Raw genomic sequence first — 20238 nt, 5'->3', positions numbered from 1 at the left:
TCGGTGCGGCGGCGCGGTGTGTCCGCGCGGTCGCAGGCTTGCGGCGGAGGGCGTGGCGGTGCCGTGGCGGCGGCCCCGCCACGTGGCGAACGGCGTCGTCAGCTTCGCCGGGCAGGCGGCGGTGTGGTGTCAGCCGAGCCAACCCTGTTCGGCGACGATGACGAAGAGGCTTGGCCGCCGCAAGCCGTTCGACATGACACCGCTGTTCGCACGGGACGGGAGAGTGGTGGAGCCGGTCTCCCGCTCGGCGTGTCGTGCGCGCGGGCTCAGCGACCCGCATATCTCGGTGGTCGGGGAGCATCCCATCCTGCGTACGCACGTCGAGACCTGGGCCGCAGTCCACCGGCAGACCTGTAGCCCGCATCTGTCACTGGACCTCATCCGACGCGCACGAACCGACCTCACATGACTGCCGGCCGGACGATCGACGTCGGCGACAACTTCTTCGACCTCGGCGGCGACTCGGTCAGCGCGAACCGGGTGGCGGCCATCTGATCGATCACGTCGTCCCACACGACCCCCGGCGCGAGCCGCGAGGAGATCGGCCGCGACCAGAGCTGCGTCGTCGTCGAGATCCGCGACATCAAGGACCGCGACGGCGGCACGCTCTCACCGAGTGTGTTCACCGCGCTGGTGACGAGGGCACGGCGATTCTGGCAAAGGGCCGTGTCGAAAGTCCGATGTATATGGTCAGGCCTGTAGGTGAAGCGTCCATCCGGAGGTGTTCTGGCCGACGCCGGGGGCGAGGCGGGGCGGTGTAGGTCTCGGGGGCGGGGCGGCTGGCGGTCTCCAGAGGCCGGTGCTGCGGCCGGTCACCTACACGCTGGATCGCAGCGCGAGCCGCAACTCCCGGGCCCCAGAGGTGTGGGGGTGACGCCGGACGAGGTCGAGACCGATATGGCGAATCGCCGGGCGGCCGGTCAATTCGGTGGGGGCCTCGTGGTAGGCGGCCAGCAGCGCGGCGGCGGTCTGCTCGGGACGGCCGTGCATCCACCAAGCGCGGGCCAGGTCGGTGTGCAGGCGGCTCCGGCGCTCCGCAGTGGCGAAATGCTCGGGCCTCAGCCCGCGAGCGGCGTCCAACGCCTGGCTGGAGTCCCCGGCGGCCCGGTGTACCCCGATCTTGTAGAGCTGGACTTGGGCCGGGGTGACCGCGTTGCCGCCAACGATGACCGGACGGTCGAGCCCGCACACGGCATCCTCGGCCGCGCCGATCAGGTCGACGGCTTGATCCTGGTCGCCGTTGGTGGCCGCGGAATATGCTGCGGTGCACAAGATCTGGGTGAGGACGGCGCGCTCCGCGGGAACGGTCAACCCGGTGGCCTGCACAGCACCGATCGCGCCGAGCGTGACCCGTTGAGCTATGCGGGGCCGACCCTCGTGACGCAGCACCACGCCGATCGCGCGTGCCGACAAGGCTAGCGCGAGCGGAGAGTCTGCGCGGCGGGCGTGGTTCATGGCGCGGTCGGCGGTCAGGCGGCTGACCTGGTGCTGCCCGAGCTTGGTCAAGGTGTGGGTCGCGAGGTTGTAGCAGGCCGCGACCGTTGCTTGGGAGCGTGAATCCTGGTGGACGTCGGCCAGCTCGTGCGCGGCGGCCAGCAGGCCCGGCAGTCCCGCGACCAGAGCGGTGTACTGCGCCCGGTCGAACAGGGCCTGACTGACGGCCATGCTGGCGGTCACAGTGGACTCGGTGACCTGGCCGCGCGCAGCGGGCAGGGCGACCAGGGCATCATCGAGGCGGGCCAGCACGGCGTACGGGACGGCCAGACCGGCGGCGGCGGTCAAGAACTGTCTGCGCTGCACGTGCCCACCGCTTCCATCGATGTGCTGTTGATCGTCGACAGTAGCGAGTCCCAGCCGCGACGGCGCGATGCCATACCGGGACGCGACCGCGCGCAGCTCCTCGATGTCCAGCCGCCGCAGGTTGTGCTCGATGCGGGAGAGCGTCGAGCTGGAGAACCCGATCAGTCGGCCCGCCTGTTCCAGCGTAAGCCGTAGGCGCAGGCGCTCGGCACGCAGGACGTCCCCCACGGTGTCATCGGCCACGACACGATCATCACCCCCGCGCCGCTACTACGGGAGCCCCGTTCGGGTCAAGAGCGTGCCCACGATCGGTGCGGGCGCACCCACACTCCGCAATCACGATCGTCGGCACCGGTCGCCGACCGTCTACTAGACACCAGCACATAAAGGAGAGCCACTGTGGACCTGACCGAGACCGTCGCCGCCGAGGTCGAGCGGCGCCTCGACGTCCGACTGGACCGCTCGACGAGCGCGACCGGGGCGTGGGCGGAGTCCGCCGGGCATCGCACCGACCGCGGCACCTGGGTGCGGGTGACCTCGCGCGGAACCGGCTGGATCCAGCCCCAATCCTGGGTCGGCGCGGAGGCCGCCTCCGTTATCTCTGGTGTGCCGAAGCCCGGCTGGGTGCAGTCCGCGACCTGGCGCGATCCGGATGGCACCACGGTGTGGCGTGCCGAGGAGATGGAACTGGTCGGCGAGTCGGTGATCGCCACCGGCGGTGCCACCCTCGCCGCCGACCCTGGACTACCAGACGCCTGGTGGGCGGAGCTGCGCGCCGCGCTGACCGCGCTGGGCGGGTTCACCACGTTCCGCGTGTCGGGCCGTCAGGAGCTGATCACCCGGCGCATCAGCCAGGTACTCGGCGAGGACGTCCACCAGATCGACACCACGGTCACCGACTGGACCACCTCTCACGGTGACCTGCACTGGGGCAACCTCACCGGACCCCGCCTGGTGATTCTCGATTGGACGGATTGGGGACTGGCCCCGCGTGGCAACGACGCCGCCTGTCTCTGGGCCACCGCGCTCGCCGTCCCGGCGGTCGCCGACCGAGTCCTCGCTGAATTCGCTGCGGATCTCGATACTCGCTCCGGCCGGATCGCCCGTCTCTGGGTGACCTGCAATCTGCTGCGCCTGGCCGCCACGCGCGCCGACGCGCACCCCTTGGCCGAGCCAGCCCGCAAGGCCGCAGGCGAGCTCATCATCGACCTGTCCTGACCCCGACACCAGGGAAGGGGGTGAACCCCGTGGAGATCACCGTCGAGAACCTGATCAGCGTCACCGGCCGCACCGCACTCAGCGGCGACGGCGCCACCGGAGACAGCGGCGAGAACAAGGACGGCTGACCAGACCCGTCCCGCACCCCAGGTCGGGGCGGGCTGCCCAAGCGGCGCCCGCCCCGACCGCTCCCAGCCCGACAGCCAACGGAGAGGATGCGTCGTCATGGATCATCGGCTTGTGCACGGCATCGAGCACGCCTTCGGTTGGGCCGGCCCAGACCGGCTCGGCCGCGAGTTCGCCCGCGGTACCCTCCCCGACCCCGAACTGTGCGCGCGGCTCCTCACTCCGGCTCGACTGCTCGACCTCATCTCCCGCCGTGAACTGCACAACCCGCAGCTGCGGATGCTGCGAAACGGCGCTGACCTGCACCCGCGCGAGTACTTGGCCCAGCACCCGAGCAGCCGCGGCCACCGGATCTCCATGGCCGCCATGCCCCGCATCGGGCACTACCTGGAGCAGGGCGCCACTCTCGTCTTGGACGACCTGGCCCCACTGGACGCCACCCTGGAGGTCGCTTGCCGAGCCCTGAGTTGGTGGAGCGGCGAGCACACCCGGGTCAACATGTACCTGACCACCCAGGAAGCGTCTGGGTGGGGCATCCACTGGGACAGCCATGACGTCCTGGTCGTACAGCTCGACGGCACCAAGAGCTGGGAGGTGCGCGGCCCAACCCGACCCGCGCCGATGGAACGTGACGCCGAACCGAATCTCGAACCTAGCGGCGAGATCGTATGGAGCGGCACCCTTCGTACCGGGGACGTCATGCACATCCCACGCGGTTGGTGGCATCAAGCCACCCGCACTGGACGCGGGAACGGGCACAGCCTGCATGCCACCTTCGGCCTCACGCAACGCACCGGTGTCGACTACCTCGCCTGGATCGCCGACCAAGCCCGCGCCACCGGCGAGCTCCGTGTCGACCTCGGCCAACGGCCCGACACCGACCAGCACCAGCGGCTCGCGGCAGTCGCCGCCGACCTGCTGCACAGGCGCAGCCCGGCGGACTTCCTCGCCACCCGCCACCGCGAGGACACCCGCACCCGGCACACCACCGCGTTCGGGATCTTCGGCCCACCCCGCGCCGTGGTGTGCGTGACCAACTTCCCGCCGGAACTAACGGTCGACGACGACATCGTGACCGTGCAGGCGGCGGGCAAGAAGATCACCGTCCCGGCCGTCGCGTTGCCCGCGCTGCGCCCCCTGCTCAGCGGCAACCCGGCCGACCTGGCCGATCTCGCCTCCCACACCGGCGTCGACACCGCCGCCCTCGCCGCAGCGTTCACCGGTGCCGGGGTCTGCGCTGACCTCACCGCGGATCTGGCCACCGGCTACGACGGCACGACTACCACCAGCCAACCGGCCACAGCGGTCAACGCCTGACAGCCCTCCCCGCAGCCACTGACCGGTCAGAACAAGGTCGGCGCTTCCTCATGGCCAGGATCAAGTGGGCCGGTGAGCCGGAGGCGATCTACCTGGACGGTCGGACGTGCCGGTCGGTGGCCGGGGAGCGTCCTATCCTGCGCACAGCGTCGCGGCCGGGAGGAAGGCGTACGTCCCCGGGTTCCGCCATCGCTTCCACCCGCGAGACCCGCGCCGCGACGTACTGCTCGGACTCGTCGAGGACGCGGTCACCGCCGGACGCCCACCGCGCTCGATCGAGGCCTTCATCGCCGAGCATCACGATGAACTGCGCGTACGGGTTCCCCGTCCGCAATGGCCATCCGATCAGGATCGAACGTGACACAGGCGCGCAGGCCGGGCGGCGAGCAGGCCGTGGTCACGCACCGACATGTCGAAGGCGGACGCCGGTCCGCCGTGGCCCCGATCCGAAAACTCGACTCGCCGTGCGCCGTCACCGTGCTCCCGGCAGACGGACCGCGCGATACCCGCTGAATCCCCCTCACCAGCTCGAATCGGTTCGATCCCACAGCTGACCCAGTCCGGTCGCTGGTCTGTTCGGAGTAGCCCGAGCCGCCGTCCGGCGGGCATCCATCTTGTGGTGTCCGAGTTGTTGCGAAGCCAAGAGACTGGGAATGCAGTCGCAATCCCCTGCCCTCTCGAGACTTCGAGGTGACGAGTCAATGCGCCTGAATCGCCTAGTTCCCACGATGGTCGGAGCCGCCACCGCGCTCTTATCCGTCATCGGACTGAGCACCACCACCATCGCCGCCGAACCGGCCACCGCCGCAGGCGGTGAAGTCCCCGCCGTCGCTCCCGTCTCCGCCGTCGCGGCTCCCGAGACCGACGGCGCGCAGACGTTCATCATCGACGGCGAGTTCGCCACCGACGCGCCGTGGGCGGCGCGGATGTTCAGCAACGGTTCTCCCGTCTGCTCGGCGACCATCATCGCCCCCGAGTGGATCCTGACCGCGACGCACTGCGTCGGCTCGCCCAGCGCGACGACCTTCCGGGTCGGCAGCCTGGACGCGAACGGCGGCGGGACGGTGGTCGGCGTCGCCGAGACCGTCGCGCACCCGGTCGCCGACATCACGCTGGTACGCATCGACCAGGCGGTCGACGCGGTGTACGCACCACTGGGGACGGTGGGCGACGCCAGGGTCGACGACACCGTGCAGCTCTACGGCTGGGGCGCGACCTGCACCGGCAACGAGTCGGGCTGCCAGTCTCAGTACCTCAAGTACGCCGACACCCGCGTGCACACGCTCGACGCGCAGGACTGGCTCGGCGGCGACGCCATCGGCGTCACCAGGATCAACGGCATCGCGGCGGGCGGCGACTCCGGCGGCCCGATGTTCGCGACCAGCCCGGTCGACGGCGGCTACTACCAGGTGGGCGTCGCCTCGACCAGTGACCGCGCCACCGTCTCCTTCTACACCGACATCACCCGGTACCGGGACTGGATCAGCTCCGTCGCGGGCGTCTGAGTCGCCCGACCACCGGACCGGAGGCTGGGCGCCCCCGACCGTCACCGCCGACGGCCCCTGCCCACGCCGAAGGCCGCGCCGCGAGCAGCGTTGCTCGCGGCGCGGGGTCCGGCTAGACCAGCTCGTCGTCCCGGTTCTTGATCTCGGCCTGCTCGCGTGCCGCGCGGCGGCGCAGGATCAGCGCCCGGATCGCGGGCAGCAGGGCCACCAGGACGAAGGCCGCGAGCAGGGTTCCGGAGATCGGCCGGGTGACGAAACCGGTCGGGTCGCCGTCGAAGATCAGCAGCGACCGCCGCAGCGAGTCCTCCAGCAGCGAGCCGAGCACGAAGGCCAGGACCAGCGGGCCGGGGTCGAAACCGCATTTCTTCATCAGGTAGCCCAGCGCGCCGAAGACGATCACCAGGATGATGTCGAACGGATCGTTGCGCACCGTGTACACGCCGACCAGCGTGATCAGCACCGTGATGGGCGCCAGGATCGTCGGCCGTACTCGCAGGATCTTCACGAACAGCCCGATCAGCGGGATGCTCATGATCAGCAACAGGATGTTGCCGATGTACATCGAGTTGACCACGCCCCAGAACAGCTCGGGTTCCTCCGAGACCAGTCGTGGTCCCGGCGTCACGCCCTGGATGAGCAGCGCACCGAAGATCACCGCCATCGTCGCGTTCGCCGGAATGCCCAGCGACAGCAGCGGGATGAACGACGAGGTCGCGGCGGCATTGTTGGCGGTCTCCGGCCCGGCGACGCCCTCCACCGCCCCCTTGCCGAACCGCTCCGGGCGCTTGGCCCGGCGCTTCTCCACCGCGTAGGCGGCCATCGAGGCGATCGTGGCACCGCCGCCGGGCAGGATGCCGAGCACGAAGCCCAGTACCGAGCCGCGACCGATCGCGCCGGAGGACTGCCGCAGGTCCGACCGCGAGGGCCACACGTTGGCGACCTTCGACGGTGCCCGCGTGGCGCGGTGCCGCTCCTCCAGGTTGTAGAGGATCTCGCCGAGGCCGAACAGGCCCATGGCGATCGGTACGAAGTCCAGGCCGTCGGCCAACGACAGGTTGTCGAAGGTGAACCGCTCCACTCCGGTGAAGCCGTCCCGCCCGATGGTGGCCAGCAGAAGGCCGACGCAGGCGGCGATCACGGCCTTGAGCCGGTTGCCCCCGCCGATCGTGGAGACCAGCAGGATGCCCAGCAGCGCCAGTGCGGTGTACTCCGGCGGCCCGAAGTCCAGGGCGAAGCCGGTGACCACCGGGGCGAGCAGCGACAGGGCCACGATGGAGACGGTGCCGCCGATGAAGGAGCCGATCGCCGCGATGCCCAGCGCGGTGCCCGCCTTGCCCTGGCGAGCCAGCGCATGGCCGTCGAAGACGGTCACCACCGAGGAGGCCTCGCCGGGCAACCGCAGCAGCACCGAGGTGATCGTCCCGCCGTACTGGGCACCGTAGAAGATGCCCGCGAGCATGATGATCGAGGTCACCGGCTCGATGCCGAGGGTGACGGGCAGCAGGATGGCGATGGTGGCGGCGGGGCCGAGGCCGGGCAGCACGCCGACCAGCATCCCGACGACCACGCCGATCAGGCAGTAGAGCAGGTTGATCGGCTCTAGGACGACGCCGAAGCCGTCCAAGACCGGTGACAGGTCCACGGACACTCCTAGAACAGGTGCGGAATGGGAACGGAGAGGGCCACCACGAAGATCAGATAGAAGGCGACGGTCACGGCGATGCTGGTGATGATCGAGGTGCGCCAGCTCTCGCGTCCGAGGAATCGAACCCAGACGAAGGTGAGCAGGGCAGCCGGGATCTCGAAGCCGATGGTCTCGATGACGGCGACGAAGCCGACCATGGTCGCCAGGCCCGCGAGCACCAGCAGTGCGGTGCGGGAGAACCGCTCGCCGTCGGTGGCCTTCGGTGCCATCGCGACCAGAGCGGCGGAGAGGACGACCAACACGACGCTCACCAGCATCGGCCACATGCCGGAGCTGGGTGCGCTGGCCGTGCCCACCCCGAGCGACACCGAGCCGATCAGCATGGCCACGCCGAGCAGGAACACGGCGACGGCGGTGACGAGCCTGCCCGCCAAGCCGATGGGCGGCGGGCGGTACTCCTCTTCCGCCTCCTCGACGGCCGCGACCGCCTCGCCGAGGCTCGTTCCGACCAGCGTCTCCCCGGCGGGCGATTCGGCGGCCTGCCGCTGTTCGGCCGCCGTGCGCGTCGTGGGCGTGGGGGTCACGTCCGCCTTCGCCGGGCCGCCCGTCGTGTCCGTCACGCGCGAAGCGCCGCGATCCGCCTCATCGAGGGGACCGGTCACTGGTTACCGCCCATGTCGATGTCGAACTCCTCGACCATGTCCTCGTAGGTGGTCAGGTTCGTGCTCCACTGCTCACGCAGTTCCTCGCCGTCGACCTCGTTCGGCGTGAGCTGGTTGTCGGTGTTGAACCGCTGGTAGTTCTCGGAGTCGAAGACCGTCTGGAACGAGGCGCGCAGGGCGTCGATGACCTCTTGCGGGGTGTCCTTCGGCGCGAAGACGGCCCGCGACTGCTGCACCTCGACGTCGTAGCCCTCCTCCACGGCGGTGGGGGTGTCCGGCAGGTAGGACGGCCGCTCCTGCGCGAAGGTGACGATCGGGTTCAGCTCGCCTGCCCGGATCTGCTCCATGGCCTCGCCGAGCTGGATCGACCCGACGTCGACCTGGCCGCCGAGCACTGCGGTCAGCGTGGGCGAGCCGCCGTCGAAGGGCACGGCGGTGGCGGTGACGTCCGCCTGTGCGAACAGGGCGGCCTGGGAGAGCTGGCTGCCGGTGCCGACGCCCGTGGTGCCGTAGGTGATCGTCCGGCCCGCGTCGACCAGGTCGTCGACGGTGGCGAAGTCCGAGGACGCCGCGCTCACCAGGATGTAGTCGTCCTGGGACAGGCCGGTGATGATCTCGTAGTCGGCGATGTCGACGGCCTCGCTCTCGGAGACCGCGAGCGGCGTGATGTAGGCGAGGCTGCCGTTGAAGATCATCAGGGTGTGCCCGTCGGCCGCGTCCCCTGCCAGCTCTTGGGCCGCCAGGGTGCCGTTGGCGCCGGGCTTGTTCTCGACGGTGATCGCCACGCCCAGATCCTCGGTAGCTCCGTCGGCCAGCGCACGGGCGATGAGGTCGGTGCTGCCGCCGGGCTCCTGACCGACGTAGATGCTGATCGGGTTGCCGTCGGGGAAGTCGGCGCCTTCTCCGGAAGCGCCCCCGAGGTTGCCGCCACAAGCGGACAGGGAGACGGTCAGAGCCAGCCCGAGGCCGGTCACCGCCCACCGGCGCTGGCCGATGCTTCTGGTCATGTCGTCTCTCCTCTTCGAGAAGCCGGCAGTCCGGCAGCCGGTGCTGTGAGTGGCGTCACGAGCGCCTGGACGGGGGAAGAGTAGGAACCTGGTGTCATACCTGTCCAGATCCGATGCGGTATGGATCGATACTCTCGCGGCATGAGGAGCACCCGAGGCGACTCCGGTGATCGACGAGGGTGACGCGGGCGTCGCAGCTCGGACACGAGCCAGCGGCGGACCGGCGACGCGGCGGGAGACTCGCACCGGGCCCGGTCGCCGTCGGCTCGCTGGATCGTCTCGGCGGGCCCGGCATCGACGAGGCGGCATCGCACACCCGGAAATCGCCTGGTCATCACCAGCGCGGGCGGGCGTTCCCCCAGTGCCGGATCGCGTCGCCCAGCGCCGTCGTCGCTGGTCGGCGCCTCGCGATGCCGCCAGAGACCGCGTCGTTCCGCCCGGGGAAACTCACGCGCGGACCGGTGCGGCGACGGCTCGACCCACGGCACTCTCGACGGGCTCGGCCCGGCTGGCCGACGCGCCTGCCGCCGTCGATTCCGCCGCGATCCTGGGCCGCCGAGCGGGGGTGGGCCTGCTCGATGGGGAGACCGCCCGAGGGCTCGCCCAGGGGTCGGCGGACCGCGCGGGACACCGGCCGAGACGATGCGGGCCGACGAGCCCGCCGGGTATCGGTTGAGTCTCGACCAGGCCGCGACGACCGTTACCGAGCAGGCCGAGCCACGTCGGCCGCGAGGTCGCACGCCGGCGAGTCGGCTCTCGACGAGCGGCCGAGCCGGGCTGCGGCGGCCGCCGCCGTCGCCTTGATGCCCTGACGGCATCGAGTTATGCGAAAAGGCTTCTAGACAGGCATCGGTCGGCCTTCCTACGGTGACCGGGACCACCGGCCGCGCGCGGCGTCGACCCGAGTGCCGCACGGAGCCGTCGGACCAAGGACGCCCACCCCGTGCCGCTGCTCCCTCCGGACGACCTCGCAGTCCGGCGATCTGCCCACCCGCAACCGAGGAGGAGACCGTCATGACCGGCCGAACCCCCACCGTGGCTCGCGTCCAGGCGGTTCCCGTCGCCGGACACGACAGCATGCTGCTGAACCTGAGCGGCGCCCACGGCCCGTTCTTCACTCGCAACATCGCGATCGTGACCGACAGCGAAGGCCGGGTGGGCGTCGGCGAGGTGCCCGGTGGCGAGGCGATCCGACAGACCATCGAGGACGCGGGCGAGCTGCTCGTCGGACAGCCCGTCGCCCGGCTCGGACGCCTGCTCCGGTCCGTCGCCGAGACCTTCGCGGCCCGCGACGCGGGCGGGCGGGGACAGCAGACGTTCGACCTGCGCACCACGGTGCACGCGGTGACGGCACTGGAGTCCGGCCTGCTGGACCTGCTCGGGCAGCACCTCGGCGTCCCGGTCGCCGAGCTGCTCGGCGACGGACAGCAGCGCGAGGCCGTCCCGATGCTCGGTTACCTCTTCTATGTGGGAAATCGACGCTCCGCAGCCGAGCTGCCCTATGTCGCCGAGGCCGAGCCTGCCGACGAGTGGGAGCGGCTGCGCCGTGCGGAGGCGCTCACCCCGGAGTCGGTGGTGGCGCTCGCCGAGGCGGCCCGGGCCCGTTACGGCTTCACCGACTTCAAGCTCAAGGGCGGCGTGCTGCCCGCAGAGCAGGAGATCGAGGCGGTGCGCGCGCTGGCCGGACGGTTCCCGGACGCGCGGATCACACTGGACCCCAACGGCGGCTGGCTGCTGGCCGACGCCGTCGAGCTGTGCCGCGACCTGCATGACGTGCTCGCCTACGCCGAGGACCCGGTGGGACCGGAGGGCGGCTTCTCCGGCCGCGAGACGATGGCGGAGTTCCGCCGAGCCACCGGACTGCGCACCGCCACCAACATGATCGCGACCGACTGGCGACAGCTGGCCCACGCCGTCCGCGCGGGCGCGGTCGACATCCCGCTGGCCGACCCGCACTTCTGGACCATGCGTGGCTCGGTGCGCGTCGCCCAGCTCTGCGCCGACTTCGGCCTCACCTGGGGTTCGCACTCCAACAATCACTTCGACGTGTCGCTGGCGATGTTCACCCACGTCGGGGCCGCCGCGCCGGGCGAGATCACGGCGCTGGACACCCACTGGATCTGGCAGGACGGTCAGGCACTGACCCGAGACCCGCTGCGCATCTCCGGCGGGCAGATCACGGTGCCCACCGCCCCAGGGCTCGGCATCGAACTCGACACCGACGCGCTGGCCGCCGCACACGAGCTGTACCGGGAGCACGGACTCGGCGCCCGCGACGACTCCGTGGCGATGCAGTACCTGGTGCCCGGCTGGGAGTTCGATCCCAAGCGGCCGTGCCTGGACCGCTGACCACACACCAGTCCGTCCCCTCGACGTTCTCGGACGAAGGAGTCCCATTCCATGACCAGCACCGCGAGGGAAGGCGCCGCCCCCGCCGTCCTCGATCGGATTACCTCGGTGACCTTGTCCTCGGTGACCCTGCCGCTGCCCGGCGGCATCAGCGACGCGAAGGTGCTCACCGGCAGACAGCGGCCGATGACCGAGGTCGCGTTTCTCTTCGCCGAGATCCGCACCGAGGGCGGCGCGGAGGGGATCGGCTTCAGCTACTCCAAGCGGGCGGGCGGGCCCGCTCAGTTCGCGCACGCCCGTGAGGTCGCGCCCGACCTGATCGGCGAGGACCCCAGCGACATCGGTCGACTGTGGACGAAGCTCGTGTGGTCGGGTGCCTCCGTCGGGCGCAGCGGCGCCGCCACCCAGGCGCTGGCCGCCTTCGACGTCGCGCTGTGGGACCTCAAGGCCAAGCGCGCCGGACTCCCCCTGGCGAAGCTGCTCGGCGCCCACCGCGACTCGGTGCGCTGCTACAACACCTCGGGCGGATTCCTGCACGAGTCCATCGATCAGGTGATGGACAACGCCACCCGCACCCTGGAGGCGGGCGTCGGCGGCATCAAGATCAAGGTCGGGCAGCCCGACTGGGCCGAGGACCTGCGGCGGGTCGCCGCCGTCCGGGAGCACATCGGCGACACGGTGCCGCTGATGGTCGACGCCAACCAGCAGTGGGACCGGCCCACCGCCATGCGGGTCGGCCGCGCGCTGGAGGAGTTCGGCCTCGTCTGGATCGAGGAGCCGCTCGACGCCTACGACGCCGAGGGACACGCCGCCCTCGCCCGGTCGCTGACCACCGCCGTCGCCACGGGCGAGATGCTCACCAGCGTCGCGGAGCACTACGAGCTGATCCGCCACGGCGCGGTCGACATCCTCCAGCCGGATGCCCCGCGCATCGGCGGCATCACCCAGTTCCTCAAGCTCGCGACGCTGGCCGAGCACCGCAACCTCCAGATCGCGCCGCACTTCGCCATGGAGATCCACGTCCATCTGGCGACGGCCTACCCGAACGAGCCGTGGGTGGAGCACTTCGACTGGTTGTACCCGCTGTTCAACGAGCGGCTGGAGACCACCGGCGGGCGGATGCACCTGTCCGACCGCCCCGGACTCGGCATCACCCTCAGCGAGCAGGCCCGCGCCTGGACCGTCGACCGAGTGGAGATCGACGCACCGTACTGAGCGCGTCGGGCGGCGCCCTCGCCCCGAAGTGCGCGTCGGGTACCGCAGGGCGCCGCCACGCCGGTCGCCCGGCGTCCGACGACCGGCACGCAGGCCCGGTTCGGCGGTTCGCGCGGACCGGCCGCCGCTGTGCCCGGGCCTCGGTCGCGCCGCCGACCCGCTGCCCGGCACAGGATGGACACGTCTCGATCCGTCGAGGCCGCAGGAGGAGGAGTCACAGTGCCGGACACCGACGATCACGACGTCGTCCTCATCGGCGCGGGGATCATGAGCACCACCCTCGGTGTCCTGCTCGCCCGCCTCCAACCGGACTGGCGCATCACGGTGGTGGAGCGGCTGCCCGATGCCGGTCTGGAGAGCTCCCACGCCTGGAACAACGCGGGCACCGGCCACGCGGGGCTCTGCGAGTTCAACTACACGCCACGCAGGCCAGACGGCTCCGTCGATCCCGAGGGCGCGCTGCGGATCGCCGAGCAGTTCCGCACCTCGCTGTGCTTCTGGGCGCAGCTGGTCGAGGAGGGCCTGCTCGACTCCCCCGGCGACTTCGTCCGCTCGGTGCCGCATCTCGGCTTCGGCCGGGGCGCCGAGGGGGTGGCGTATCTGCGGGCCAGGTTCGAGGCGGTGCGCGGCCATCCGCTGTTCGCCGATCTGGCCTTCTCCGACGACCGTGCGGTCCTCGCCTCCTGGCTGCCGCTGGTGTTCCGGGACCGGTCCGCGCGGGAACCGGTCGCGGCGACCCGCTCCGCCCAGGGCACCGACGTCGACTTCGGCGTCCTCGCGCGCGGGCTGCTCGCCGCCCTGCGGAGGCAGGGTGCGACGGTCCGGCTGAACCACGAGGTGCAGGCCCTCCACCGGCACGGCGAACGGTGGCACCTGGCCGTCCGGGACCGGGTGACCGACCGGCGTCGGGGCCTGCGAGCCCGCTTCGTCTTCGTCGGCGCGGGCGGCGCCACGCTGCCGCTGCTCCAGTCGGCGCGGGTGCCCGAGGTGCGCGGGCTCGGCGCCTTCCCGATCAGCGGCCGGTTCCTACGCGCGTCCCGACCGGAGCTGGTCGCCGCGCACACCGCCAAGCTCTACGGCCACGCCGCGCCGGGCGCGCCTGCGCTCTCGGTGCCCCACCTGGACCGCCGAGTGGTGGACGGGCAGGAGCACCTGCTGTTCGGTCCCTTCGCCGCGTTCTCTCCGCGCTTCCTCCGCGAGGGCAGGCTCACCGACCTCGTCCGTTCGGTCCGCGTCGACAATCTGTCGACGCTGGCGGCCTCGGCGCGGGACAACCGGGACCTGATGGCCTATCTCCTCCGGCAGCTGACTCAGTCGCCCGCCGACCGGCTGGCCGCGCTGCGCGAGTTCGTGCCCACCGCCCGCGCCGAGGACTGGGAACTCGTCACCGCAGGCCAACGTGTCCAGCTGTTGAAGACCGTCGGCGGCCGAGGCACCATGGTCGGCTACGGCGCCGAGACCCTCGTCTCGGCGGGCGGATCGCTGGCCGCCCTGTTGGGCGCCTCCCCCGGTGCCTCGGCGTCGGCCTCGGCGATGATCGACGTGCTGGCGACCTGCTTCCCGGAGCGGATGTCGGACTGGGGGCCGCGACTACGCGAGGTGGCGCCGTCGGCGAGCCCGGTGCTCGGATCGGACCAGGCCTCGGCAGCAGAGCGACTCGCGCAGGCTCGTCGAACCCTCGGACTCGTCCCCGTCTCCGCCGTCGCAGCCGAGGACGACCCTGCTCGGCGAGGATGCCCGGCCCCGGGACGAGGCCCCGTCGCCCGACGGGACGACCCGGCGCACCGATCGGAGAGCCCCGTGAGCAACGCCGTCGACCGAGATCTCCTCGTCCGGCTGCACGAGGCCGTCGGCTCGGCGGGCCTGGTCACCGACCCCGACCGGATGCGCGGTCACCTCACCGACTGGCGCGACGCCTACCGGGGCCGCGCCGCCGCCGTCGTCCGCCCCGGCAGCGCCGAGGAGGTCTCGCGTGTGGTGGGCCTGTGCCACCGGGCAGGCGTCGCCGTGGTCCCCCAGGGCGGCAACACCGGGCTGTGCGGCGGCTCCGTCCCGGACTCCTCCGGCGCCCAGATCGCGCTCTCGCTGACCCGGCTGCGGCGCGTCCGCGAGGTCGATCCGGCCAACCAGACCATCACCGTCGAGGCGGGGGTGGTCCTGGAGAACGTGCAGCGGGCCGCGCGGGAGGCGGGGCTGCTGTTCCCGCTGTCGCTGGGCGCCCAGGGCAACTGCACCATCGGCGGCAACCTCGCGACCAACGCGGGCGGGACGGCCGTGCTCCGCTACGGGACGATGCGGGACCTCACGCTCGGGCTGGAGGTGGTGCTGCCCGACGGCCGGGTGTGGGACGGCCTGCGCGGGCTGCGCAAGGACAACACCGGGTACGACCTCAAGCACCTGTTCATCGGCTCCGAGGGCACCCTCGGTGTGATCACCGCCGCCGTCCTCACCCTCTTCCCGGCGATCCGCAGCCGCGCCACCGCCTGGGTCGCCCTGCCCGATCCGCAGGCCGCCGTCGACCTGATCGGCGTCCTGCGGGCCACCGCAGGACCCCGGCTGACCGGCTGCGAGCTGATGTCCGCGCAGAGCCTGGAGTTCGTGCTGCGGCACGTGCCGGGAACGCGGGACCCGTTCACCGGCGCGCATCCCTGGTACGCCCTGGTCGAGCTGAGCGACCCGATGGCCGATGCAGGCCTCGACGCGACGCTCGAGACCGCGCTGGGCGCGGCGTTCGACCGGGAGCTGCTGCTCGACGCCGTCGTCGCCGAGGGCTCGGCACGGATCGCCGCGCTCTGGAACCTGCGGGAGGGGATCTCCGAGGCGCAGAACCAGGAGGGCCCCAGCCTCAAACACGACGTGACCGTCCCCATCGGCAGCATCCCGGCCTTCGTCCGGGAGACCGACGAGGCGCTGCGAGCGGCCGTGCCGGGCATCCGGATCGTGACCTACGGGCATGTCGGCGACGGCAACCTGCACTACAACCTGAGCGGGCCGCTCGGCATGGAACCGGACGTCTTCCGCGCCCGCGCCGAGGAACTCGCCCGGATCGTCTACGACTCGACCGCGCGTTTCGCGGGCAGCATCAGCGCGGAGCACGGCCTCGGTCAGTCCAAACGCGACCTCCTCGCCGACTACAAGCCCGCCGTGGAGATCGAGTTGATGCGCGGGGTCAAGCGACTTCTCGATCCGGCGGGGCTGATGAATCCCGGCAAGGTGCTGCCCGCCGAGTGACCCGAGGACGCGGCGGCGCCCGGACCGCCGGCGGCGGTCGGGACGGGGTGGCTGCCGGACCGAAGCGGCGGTCGAGACGGGCGGCTCTGCCTGACCGGCAGGCAGGCGGGCAGGGCGCGCGGCCTGGCCGCCGATGGCGACCTGACGACCGGCGACCCGGGGCAGCCGAGGCAGCACAGCCGACCGGCCCCGCCGGGGACTCACCCCGGACGTTCGGGCTCCGGGCCACCGATCTCGATGCGCTCGCCCGGCCGGACGACGCGGCCTCGGCTCGGCTGGACCGGTCGCCGACTCCGCTCGGCCTCGGGGCCACGACGCTTCGGCCCCGACAAGCAGCCGCACTCAAGTATTCAGGTAGCCTTAGTAAGCATCCTGAAAAGGTTTCCGAAGTACCTGTCCGCTGTCCGCTGTCCGCTGTCCGCTGTCCGCTGTCCGCTGTCCGCTGTCCGCTGTCCGCTGTCCGCTGTCCGCTGTCCGCTGTCCGCCACACCGGCCGTCTGGGAAGGACGATCGCGCAATGACCGAGTCACCGACGTCGGCTCCGCCCGCCCCCCTGCCCCAGCTGATCAGCGGGCTGTTCGACTGGGTGGCGGCCGGACTGGCCGCGCACCTGAGCAGTCAGGGTTTCACCGATCTGCGGCCGACCCATGTCGTCAACGTCCTCCGGCACCTCGACTGCGGCGGCACCAGGCCGACCGTCCTGGCCGACCGGGCAGGCATGACTCCCCAGGCGATCAGCGAACTGGTCGCGCATCTCGAACGGGCGGGCTACGTCCGCCGGGTGCCCGACCCCTCCGACGGTCGGGCCCGGATCGTCGTCTACGCCGACCGAGGTGAGGCAGCGGGCGACGCCGCAGCCCGGTACTTCGCCGAGCTGGAGACCCACGGCGCCCGCCTGGTCGGCGCCCAACGATTCGACGACGTCAAGACCGCGTTGGAACAGATCCTGAGTTCGGGACACGTCGACGCGACCGGGAGCACGACGTGACGCCGGGGCGGAGACGATCCGATCGGCTCGTGGCCTGCTGGGACGGCCTGGCCGCAGGCTACGACCGGCGCAGTGCGACGGTGGAGCAGAAGTACCTCGGCGACAGCAGGCCGTGGGTCTGCGGTCGCGCCCTCGGTGCCACGCTGGAGATCGCCGTGGGCACCGGGCTGAACTTCCCGCACTACCCCGCCGAGGTCGAGCTGACCGGCATCGAGTGGAGCCCCGCGATGCTCGACATCGCCCGGCGTCGCGCCGAGTCCGCGGGCCGCCGCACCGACCTCCGGGTCGCGGACGCCACCCGGCTGCCCTTCCCACCGGACTCCTTCGACACGGTGGTGAGCACGTTCGCGATGTGCTGCATCCCCGATCACCGGCTCGCGCTGGCGGAGGCCGTCCGGGTCCTGCGCCCCGGCGGGCGGCTGCTGCTCGCCGACCACGTCGCGGCGTCCGCGTGGCCGCTGCGGCTGCTGCAACACCTCGTCGAACTCGTCAGCATCCCCACCCAGGGCGAGCACTACACCCGCCGCCCGGTCCGCGATCTCGGCGCACTGGGGCTGACGGTCGTCGAGACCCGCCGAACGACCTTCGGCGCGATCGAACGGGTGCACGCCCACAAGCCCGCCGACTGATCCCGGCGCGCCCGACGTCGCGACACTCACCACCCGCCGAGGCCGCTCCTCGCCCACGCAGCAGGGGACCACGCCCCGCGCGCGGCCGCAGGGCGGCAACGCGGCGCACCGGCCGTCGGCGAGAGGCGGCCCCGCAGCACGTCGGTAGGGGTGCGGCCGCCCGCCGAGTCACCGCGCGCCCACGCAGGCAGGCCGGGGAAGCGACTCGACGCTCGTGCCGAGGGCGAACGCGTCGTGCAGGAGCCCCGCGAGCGTGGTCAGCTGCGGCGCCGCGCGGTCGGTCCGCCACACCAGGCCCAACTGCGAGGGCTCGGCCAACCCGTCGACCGGCAGGTAGCGCACGTCCTCGCGGCGGGTGCGCTCGGCCAGCGGACGGCAGACCAGCATGGCGTGGTCGCCACCTGCCACCAGGGCGAGACCCTCCTGGATGGTGGCGATGCCCGTGGTGGAACGGATCGGCATGCCTGCGGGCGTAGCGGGCGGCACGCGGGCGTTCAGCCAGTAGTCGGGCGCGTCACCCCGGCGATAGAGGACGTCCAGACTCGCCAAGTCCTCGACGTGCACCTCGTCTCCGACGGCGAGCGGATGGGACGCGGCCACCGCGAGCAGCTGGTCCTGCGGCGGGAAGCGGTAGCCGACGGTCAGCGCGGGCTCGCGCACCGGCAGTTCGACCACGACGGCGTCGAGCCGACCGTCCAGCAGGTCCGAGAACGGCGAACCGAGCGGGATCTCGCTCAGCAGGACCGTCACCTCGTGCTGCGCGCGCAGCCTGCGAAACGCGACGGTGATCTCCTCGTAGACGCTGCCGTGGAAGCCGATGCGCAGCTCGCACAGCGCACCACGCCTGGCGCGTTCCCGAGCACGGCTGAACACGGTGTCCAGCGCGGCGTAGGCCGGGCCGACCTCCTCGACGAACTGCGCGCCGAACCGGGTCAGGGCCACGCGTCGGCTGGTCCGTTCGACGAGTCGCGCCCCGACCCTGGACTCCAGGGCGGAGATCAACTGGCTCACCCGGCTCTGCGAACAGCCCAACCGGGCCGCCGTGCGGCCGAAGTGCAACTCCTCGGCCAGCGCGAGCAGGCACTCGATCTGCTGGACCTGCACCTGATTCATCGCTTTCCCCTCCCCGCCCATCGATCACCCTGACTGATCGAACGTTGAACAGATCGTCGTTGTTCGCCGCCGAGGCCCGCAGTTGACTGACGTCATGGGTTTGTCAACGCCGGTCGACACCACCGGAGCGAGTTCGGCACGTACCACCGGTCGGCAGTGGGCGGCGGTCGCCGTGCTCGGCCTGAGCACGTTCATCGTGGTGACCTCCGAGATGCTGCCGATCGGCGTGCTGACCCCGATGGCGGAGGGCCTGCGCATCTCGCCGGGCACCACCGGATACAGCCTGACCATCACGGGCCTGGTCACCGCCGTCACCGCGCCGCTGGTCCCTCGGCTGCTCGGCGGGCTCGACCGACGCATGGTGCTCGCCGTCGCGATGGTGGTGCTGGCCCTCGGCAACGTGCTGACCGCCGCCGCGCAGGGCTTCGGGCTGCTGGTGGTCTCCCGCATCATCCTCGGGTTCGGCATGGGCGTGGTGTGGGGGCTGGCCTCGGCCGTCGCGACCCGGCTCGTGGCGCCCCGCGACGTCGCGCTGGCGGTGTCCTTCGCCGTCGGCGGCGTCGCGGCGGCCTCTGTCATCGGCGTGCCGCTCGGCACGATCGTGGGCAACGCCTTCGGCTGGCGGGCCGCGTTCGCGGCCCTGGCGGCGACCGCCGTGCTCCTCGCCGCCGCACTGCTGCCTGCCCTGCCGCGACTCCCCCAGCCCACCCCGGTGCACGACTCGACGTCCGCCTCGGCTCCGGAGCCGCTGTTGCGCAGTGCCCCGGTGCTCGCGGGTCTGATCCTGATCGTCTTCCTGGTCACCGCGCACTTCGCCGCCTACACCTACGTGCGCCCGGTCCTGGAGGAACGCACCGCATTGACGCCGTCGGCCGTGGCGCTGCTCCTGCTCGTCTACGGCGTCTTCGGGCTGGCGGGAAACTTCGCCACAGGCGCCCTGGCCGCCCGCCGGGCCCGCGCCACGGTGCTGAGCCTGGCGGTGGGCATCACCGCGTCGATCGCGCTGCTCGCACTCTTCGGCACCGTCGCCTGGCTCGCCGGGCTGGCAATCGCCCTGTGGGGGCTGGCCTACGGCGGATTGTCGGTGGGCGGGCAGATCTGGATGACGCAGGCCGCGCCGGACCGGATCGAACACGTCACCGGGCTCTACGTCGGCGTCTTCACCGGCGCCGTCGCGCTGGGCGCCTTCCTCGGCGGCACCGTCGTCGAAGCGGCGGGCGTCGTCGGGCTGTTGTGGGGCGCGGCAGGCTGCGCCGTGATCGCGCTGCTCGTGGCGCTGTTCGGCCCGGGACCGACTCCCCGGCCGCGTGCCAAGGCGGCGGCCCGGGCTGCGGAGGCGTGATCATGACCCCGTCCGCCGAGAACCCCGCCGCACGGCCCGCCCGCAGGCCGATCATGCTGCTCAACGCCGCCTACCTCCCGAGCAGCCACGA

Annotated in this window: 15 protein-coding genes; 10 read left to right on the top strand and 5 right to left on the bottom strand. The window is 71.6% G+C overall.

Going from position 1 to position 20238, the window contains the following annotated elements:
• The first annotated feature begins 405 nt into the window (after nucleotides 1-405).
• Complete coding sequence (locus UA74_RS31540; RefSeq protein ID WP_157434009.1) at nucleotides 406-495, top strand: phosphopantetheine-binding protein; 90 nt, start codon at nucleotides 406-408, stop codon at nucleotides 493-495.
• Nucleotides 496-816: 321 nt separating this feature from the next.
• Here UA74_RS31540 and UA74_RS05665 read toward each other — a convergent pair whose 3' ends face one another.
• Nucleotides 817-2043, bottom strand: coding sequence for a helix-turn-helix domain-containing protein (locus UA74_RS05665; RefSeq protein WP_075739347.1), 1227 nt, complete (start codon nucleotides 2041-2043; stop codon nucleotides 817-819).
• A gap of 156 nt (nucleotides 2044-2199) precedes the next feature.
• On the opposite strand from UA74_RS05665, the gene UA74_RS05660 reads away from it, so the two are divergent.
• The 3 genes from UA74_RS05660 to UA74_RS05640 all read left to right on the top strand — a co-directional run bounded on the left by UA74_RS05660 (nucleotide 2200) and on the right by UA74_RS05640 (nucleotide 5966).
• Nucleotides 2200-3018 carry a hypothetical protein gene (locus UA74_RS05660; RefSeq protein WP_075739346.1) on the top strand — a complete coding sequence of 273 codons (819 nt, stop codon included), beginning with the start codon at nucleotides 2200-2202 and terminating at the stop codon, nucleotides 3016-3018.
• 225 nt (nucleotides 3019-3243) lie between these two features.
• Entirely contained in the window at nucleotides 3244-4461 is a 1218-nt protein-coding gene (locus UA74_RS05655) for a JmjC domain-containing protein (RefSeq protein WP_075739345.1), read from the top strand.
• A gap of 701 nt (nucleotides 4462-5162) precedes the next feature.
• Entirely contained in the window at nucleotides 5163-5966 is an 804-nt protein-coding gene (locus UA74_RS05640) for a S1 family peptidase (RefSeq protein WP_075739342.1), read from the top strand.
• A 112-nt stretch (nucleotides 5967-6078) separates the two neighbouring features.
• On the opposite strand, the gene UA74_RS05635 is transcribed toward UA74_RS05640, so the two are convergent.
• From UA74_RS05635 to UA74_RS05625, 3 genes are read right to left on the bottom strand one after another with little or no spacing between them, the layout of a single operon-like run.
• Nucleotides 6079-7608: a tripartite tricarboxylate transporter permease gene (locus UA74_RS05635; RefSeq protein ID WP_075743449.1), complete on the bottom strand. Its 1530-nt coding sequence runs from the start codon at nucleotides 7606-7608 to the stop codon at nucleotides 6079-6081.
• Nucleotides 7609-7616: 8 nt separating this feature from the next.
• On the bottom strand, nucleotides 7617-8231 hold the full coding sequence (locus tag UA74_RS05630) for a tripartite tricarboxylate transporter TctB family protein (protein ID WP_083683931.1): 615 nt from the start codon (nucleotides 8229-8231) through the stop codon (nucleotides 7617-7619).
• 38 nt (nucleotides 8232-8269) lie between these two features.
• Nucleotides 8270-9280, bottom strand: a complete 1011-nt coding sequence (locus UA74_RS05625) for a tripartite tricarboxylate transporter substrate binding protein (RefSeq protein ID WP_075739341.1) — start codon at nucleotides 9278-9280, stop codon at nucleotides 8270-8272.
• 1014 nt (nucleotides 9281-10294) lie between these two features.
• Between UA74_RS05625 and UA74_RS05620 the strand changes: the two genes are divergently transcribed.
• The 5 genes from UA74_RS05620 to UA74_RS05595 all read left to right on the top strand — a co-directional run bounded on the left by UA74_RS05620 (nucleotide 10295) and on the right by UA74_RS05595 (nucleotide 17692).
• Nucleotides 10295-11629 (top strand): enolase C-terminal domain-like protein, encoded by a 1335-nt coding sequence (locus UA74_RS05620; protein ID WP_075739340.1) that lies wholly within the window; start codon nucleotides 10295-10297, stop codon nucleotides 11627-11629.
• A 51-nt stretch (nucleotides 11630-11680) separates the two neighbouring features.
• Nucleotides 11681-12844, top strand: coding sequence for an L-talarate/galactarate dehydratase (locus UA74_RS05615; RefSeq protein WP_075763962.1), 1164 nt, complete (start codon nucleotides 11681-11683; stop codon nucleotides 12842-12844).
• Between the two features lie 219 nt (nucleotides 12845-13063).
• A complete protein-coding gene (gene mqo / locus UA74_RS30600; protein WP_232237640.1) occupies nucleotides 13064-16075 on the top strand; it encodes a malate dehydrogenase (quinone) in 3012 nt (1003 codons plus the stop codon).
• Between the two features lie 517 nt (nucleotides 16076-16592).
• The gene (locus UA74_RS05600) at nucleotides 16593-17063 is read left to right on the top strand and encodes a MarR family winged helix-turn-helix transcriptional regulator (RefSeq protein WP_083682950.1); all 471 of its coding nucleotides are present in this window, start codon (nucleotides 16593-16595) and stop codon (nucleotides 17061-17063) included.
• A gap of 29 nt (nucleotides 17064-17092) precedes the next feature.
• Entirely contained in the window at nucleotides 17093-17692 is a 600-nt protein-coding gene (locus UA74_RS05595; RefSeq protein ID WP_075739338.1) for a class I SAM-dependent methyltransferase, read from the top strand.
• A gap of 168 nt (nucleotides 17693-17860) precedes the next feature.
• On the opposite strand, the gene UA74_RS05590 is transcribed toward UA74_RS05595, so the two are convergent.
• Nucleotides 17861-18805, bottom strand: coding sequence for a LysR family transcriptional regulator (locus UA74_RS05590; protein ID WP_075739337.1), 945 nt, complete (start codon nucleotides 18803-18805; stop codon nucleotides 17861-17863).
• 94 nt (nucleotides 18806-18899) lie between these two features.
• On the opposite strand from UA74_RS05590, the gene UA74_RS05585 reads away from it, so the two are divergent.
• Nucleotides 18900-20147, top strand: a complete 1248-nt coding sequence (locus UA74_RS05585) for an MFS transporter (protein ID WP_075763960.1) — start codon at nucleotides 18900-18902, stop codon at nucleotides 20145-20147.
• Nucleotides 20148-20238: the final 91 nt, after the last annotated feature.

The organism is Actinoalloteichus fjordicus, from assembly GCF_001941625.1.
GTDB lineage: Bacteria > Actinomycetota > Actinomycetes > Mycobacteriales > Pseudonocardiaceae > Actinoalloteichus_A > Actinoalloteichus_A fjordicus.
This window is presented reverse-complemented; position numbering and strand designations above follow the sequence as displayed.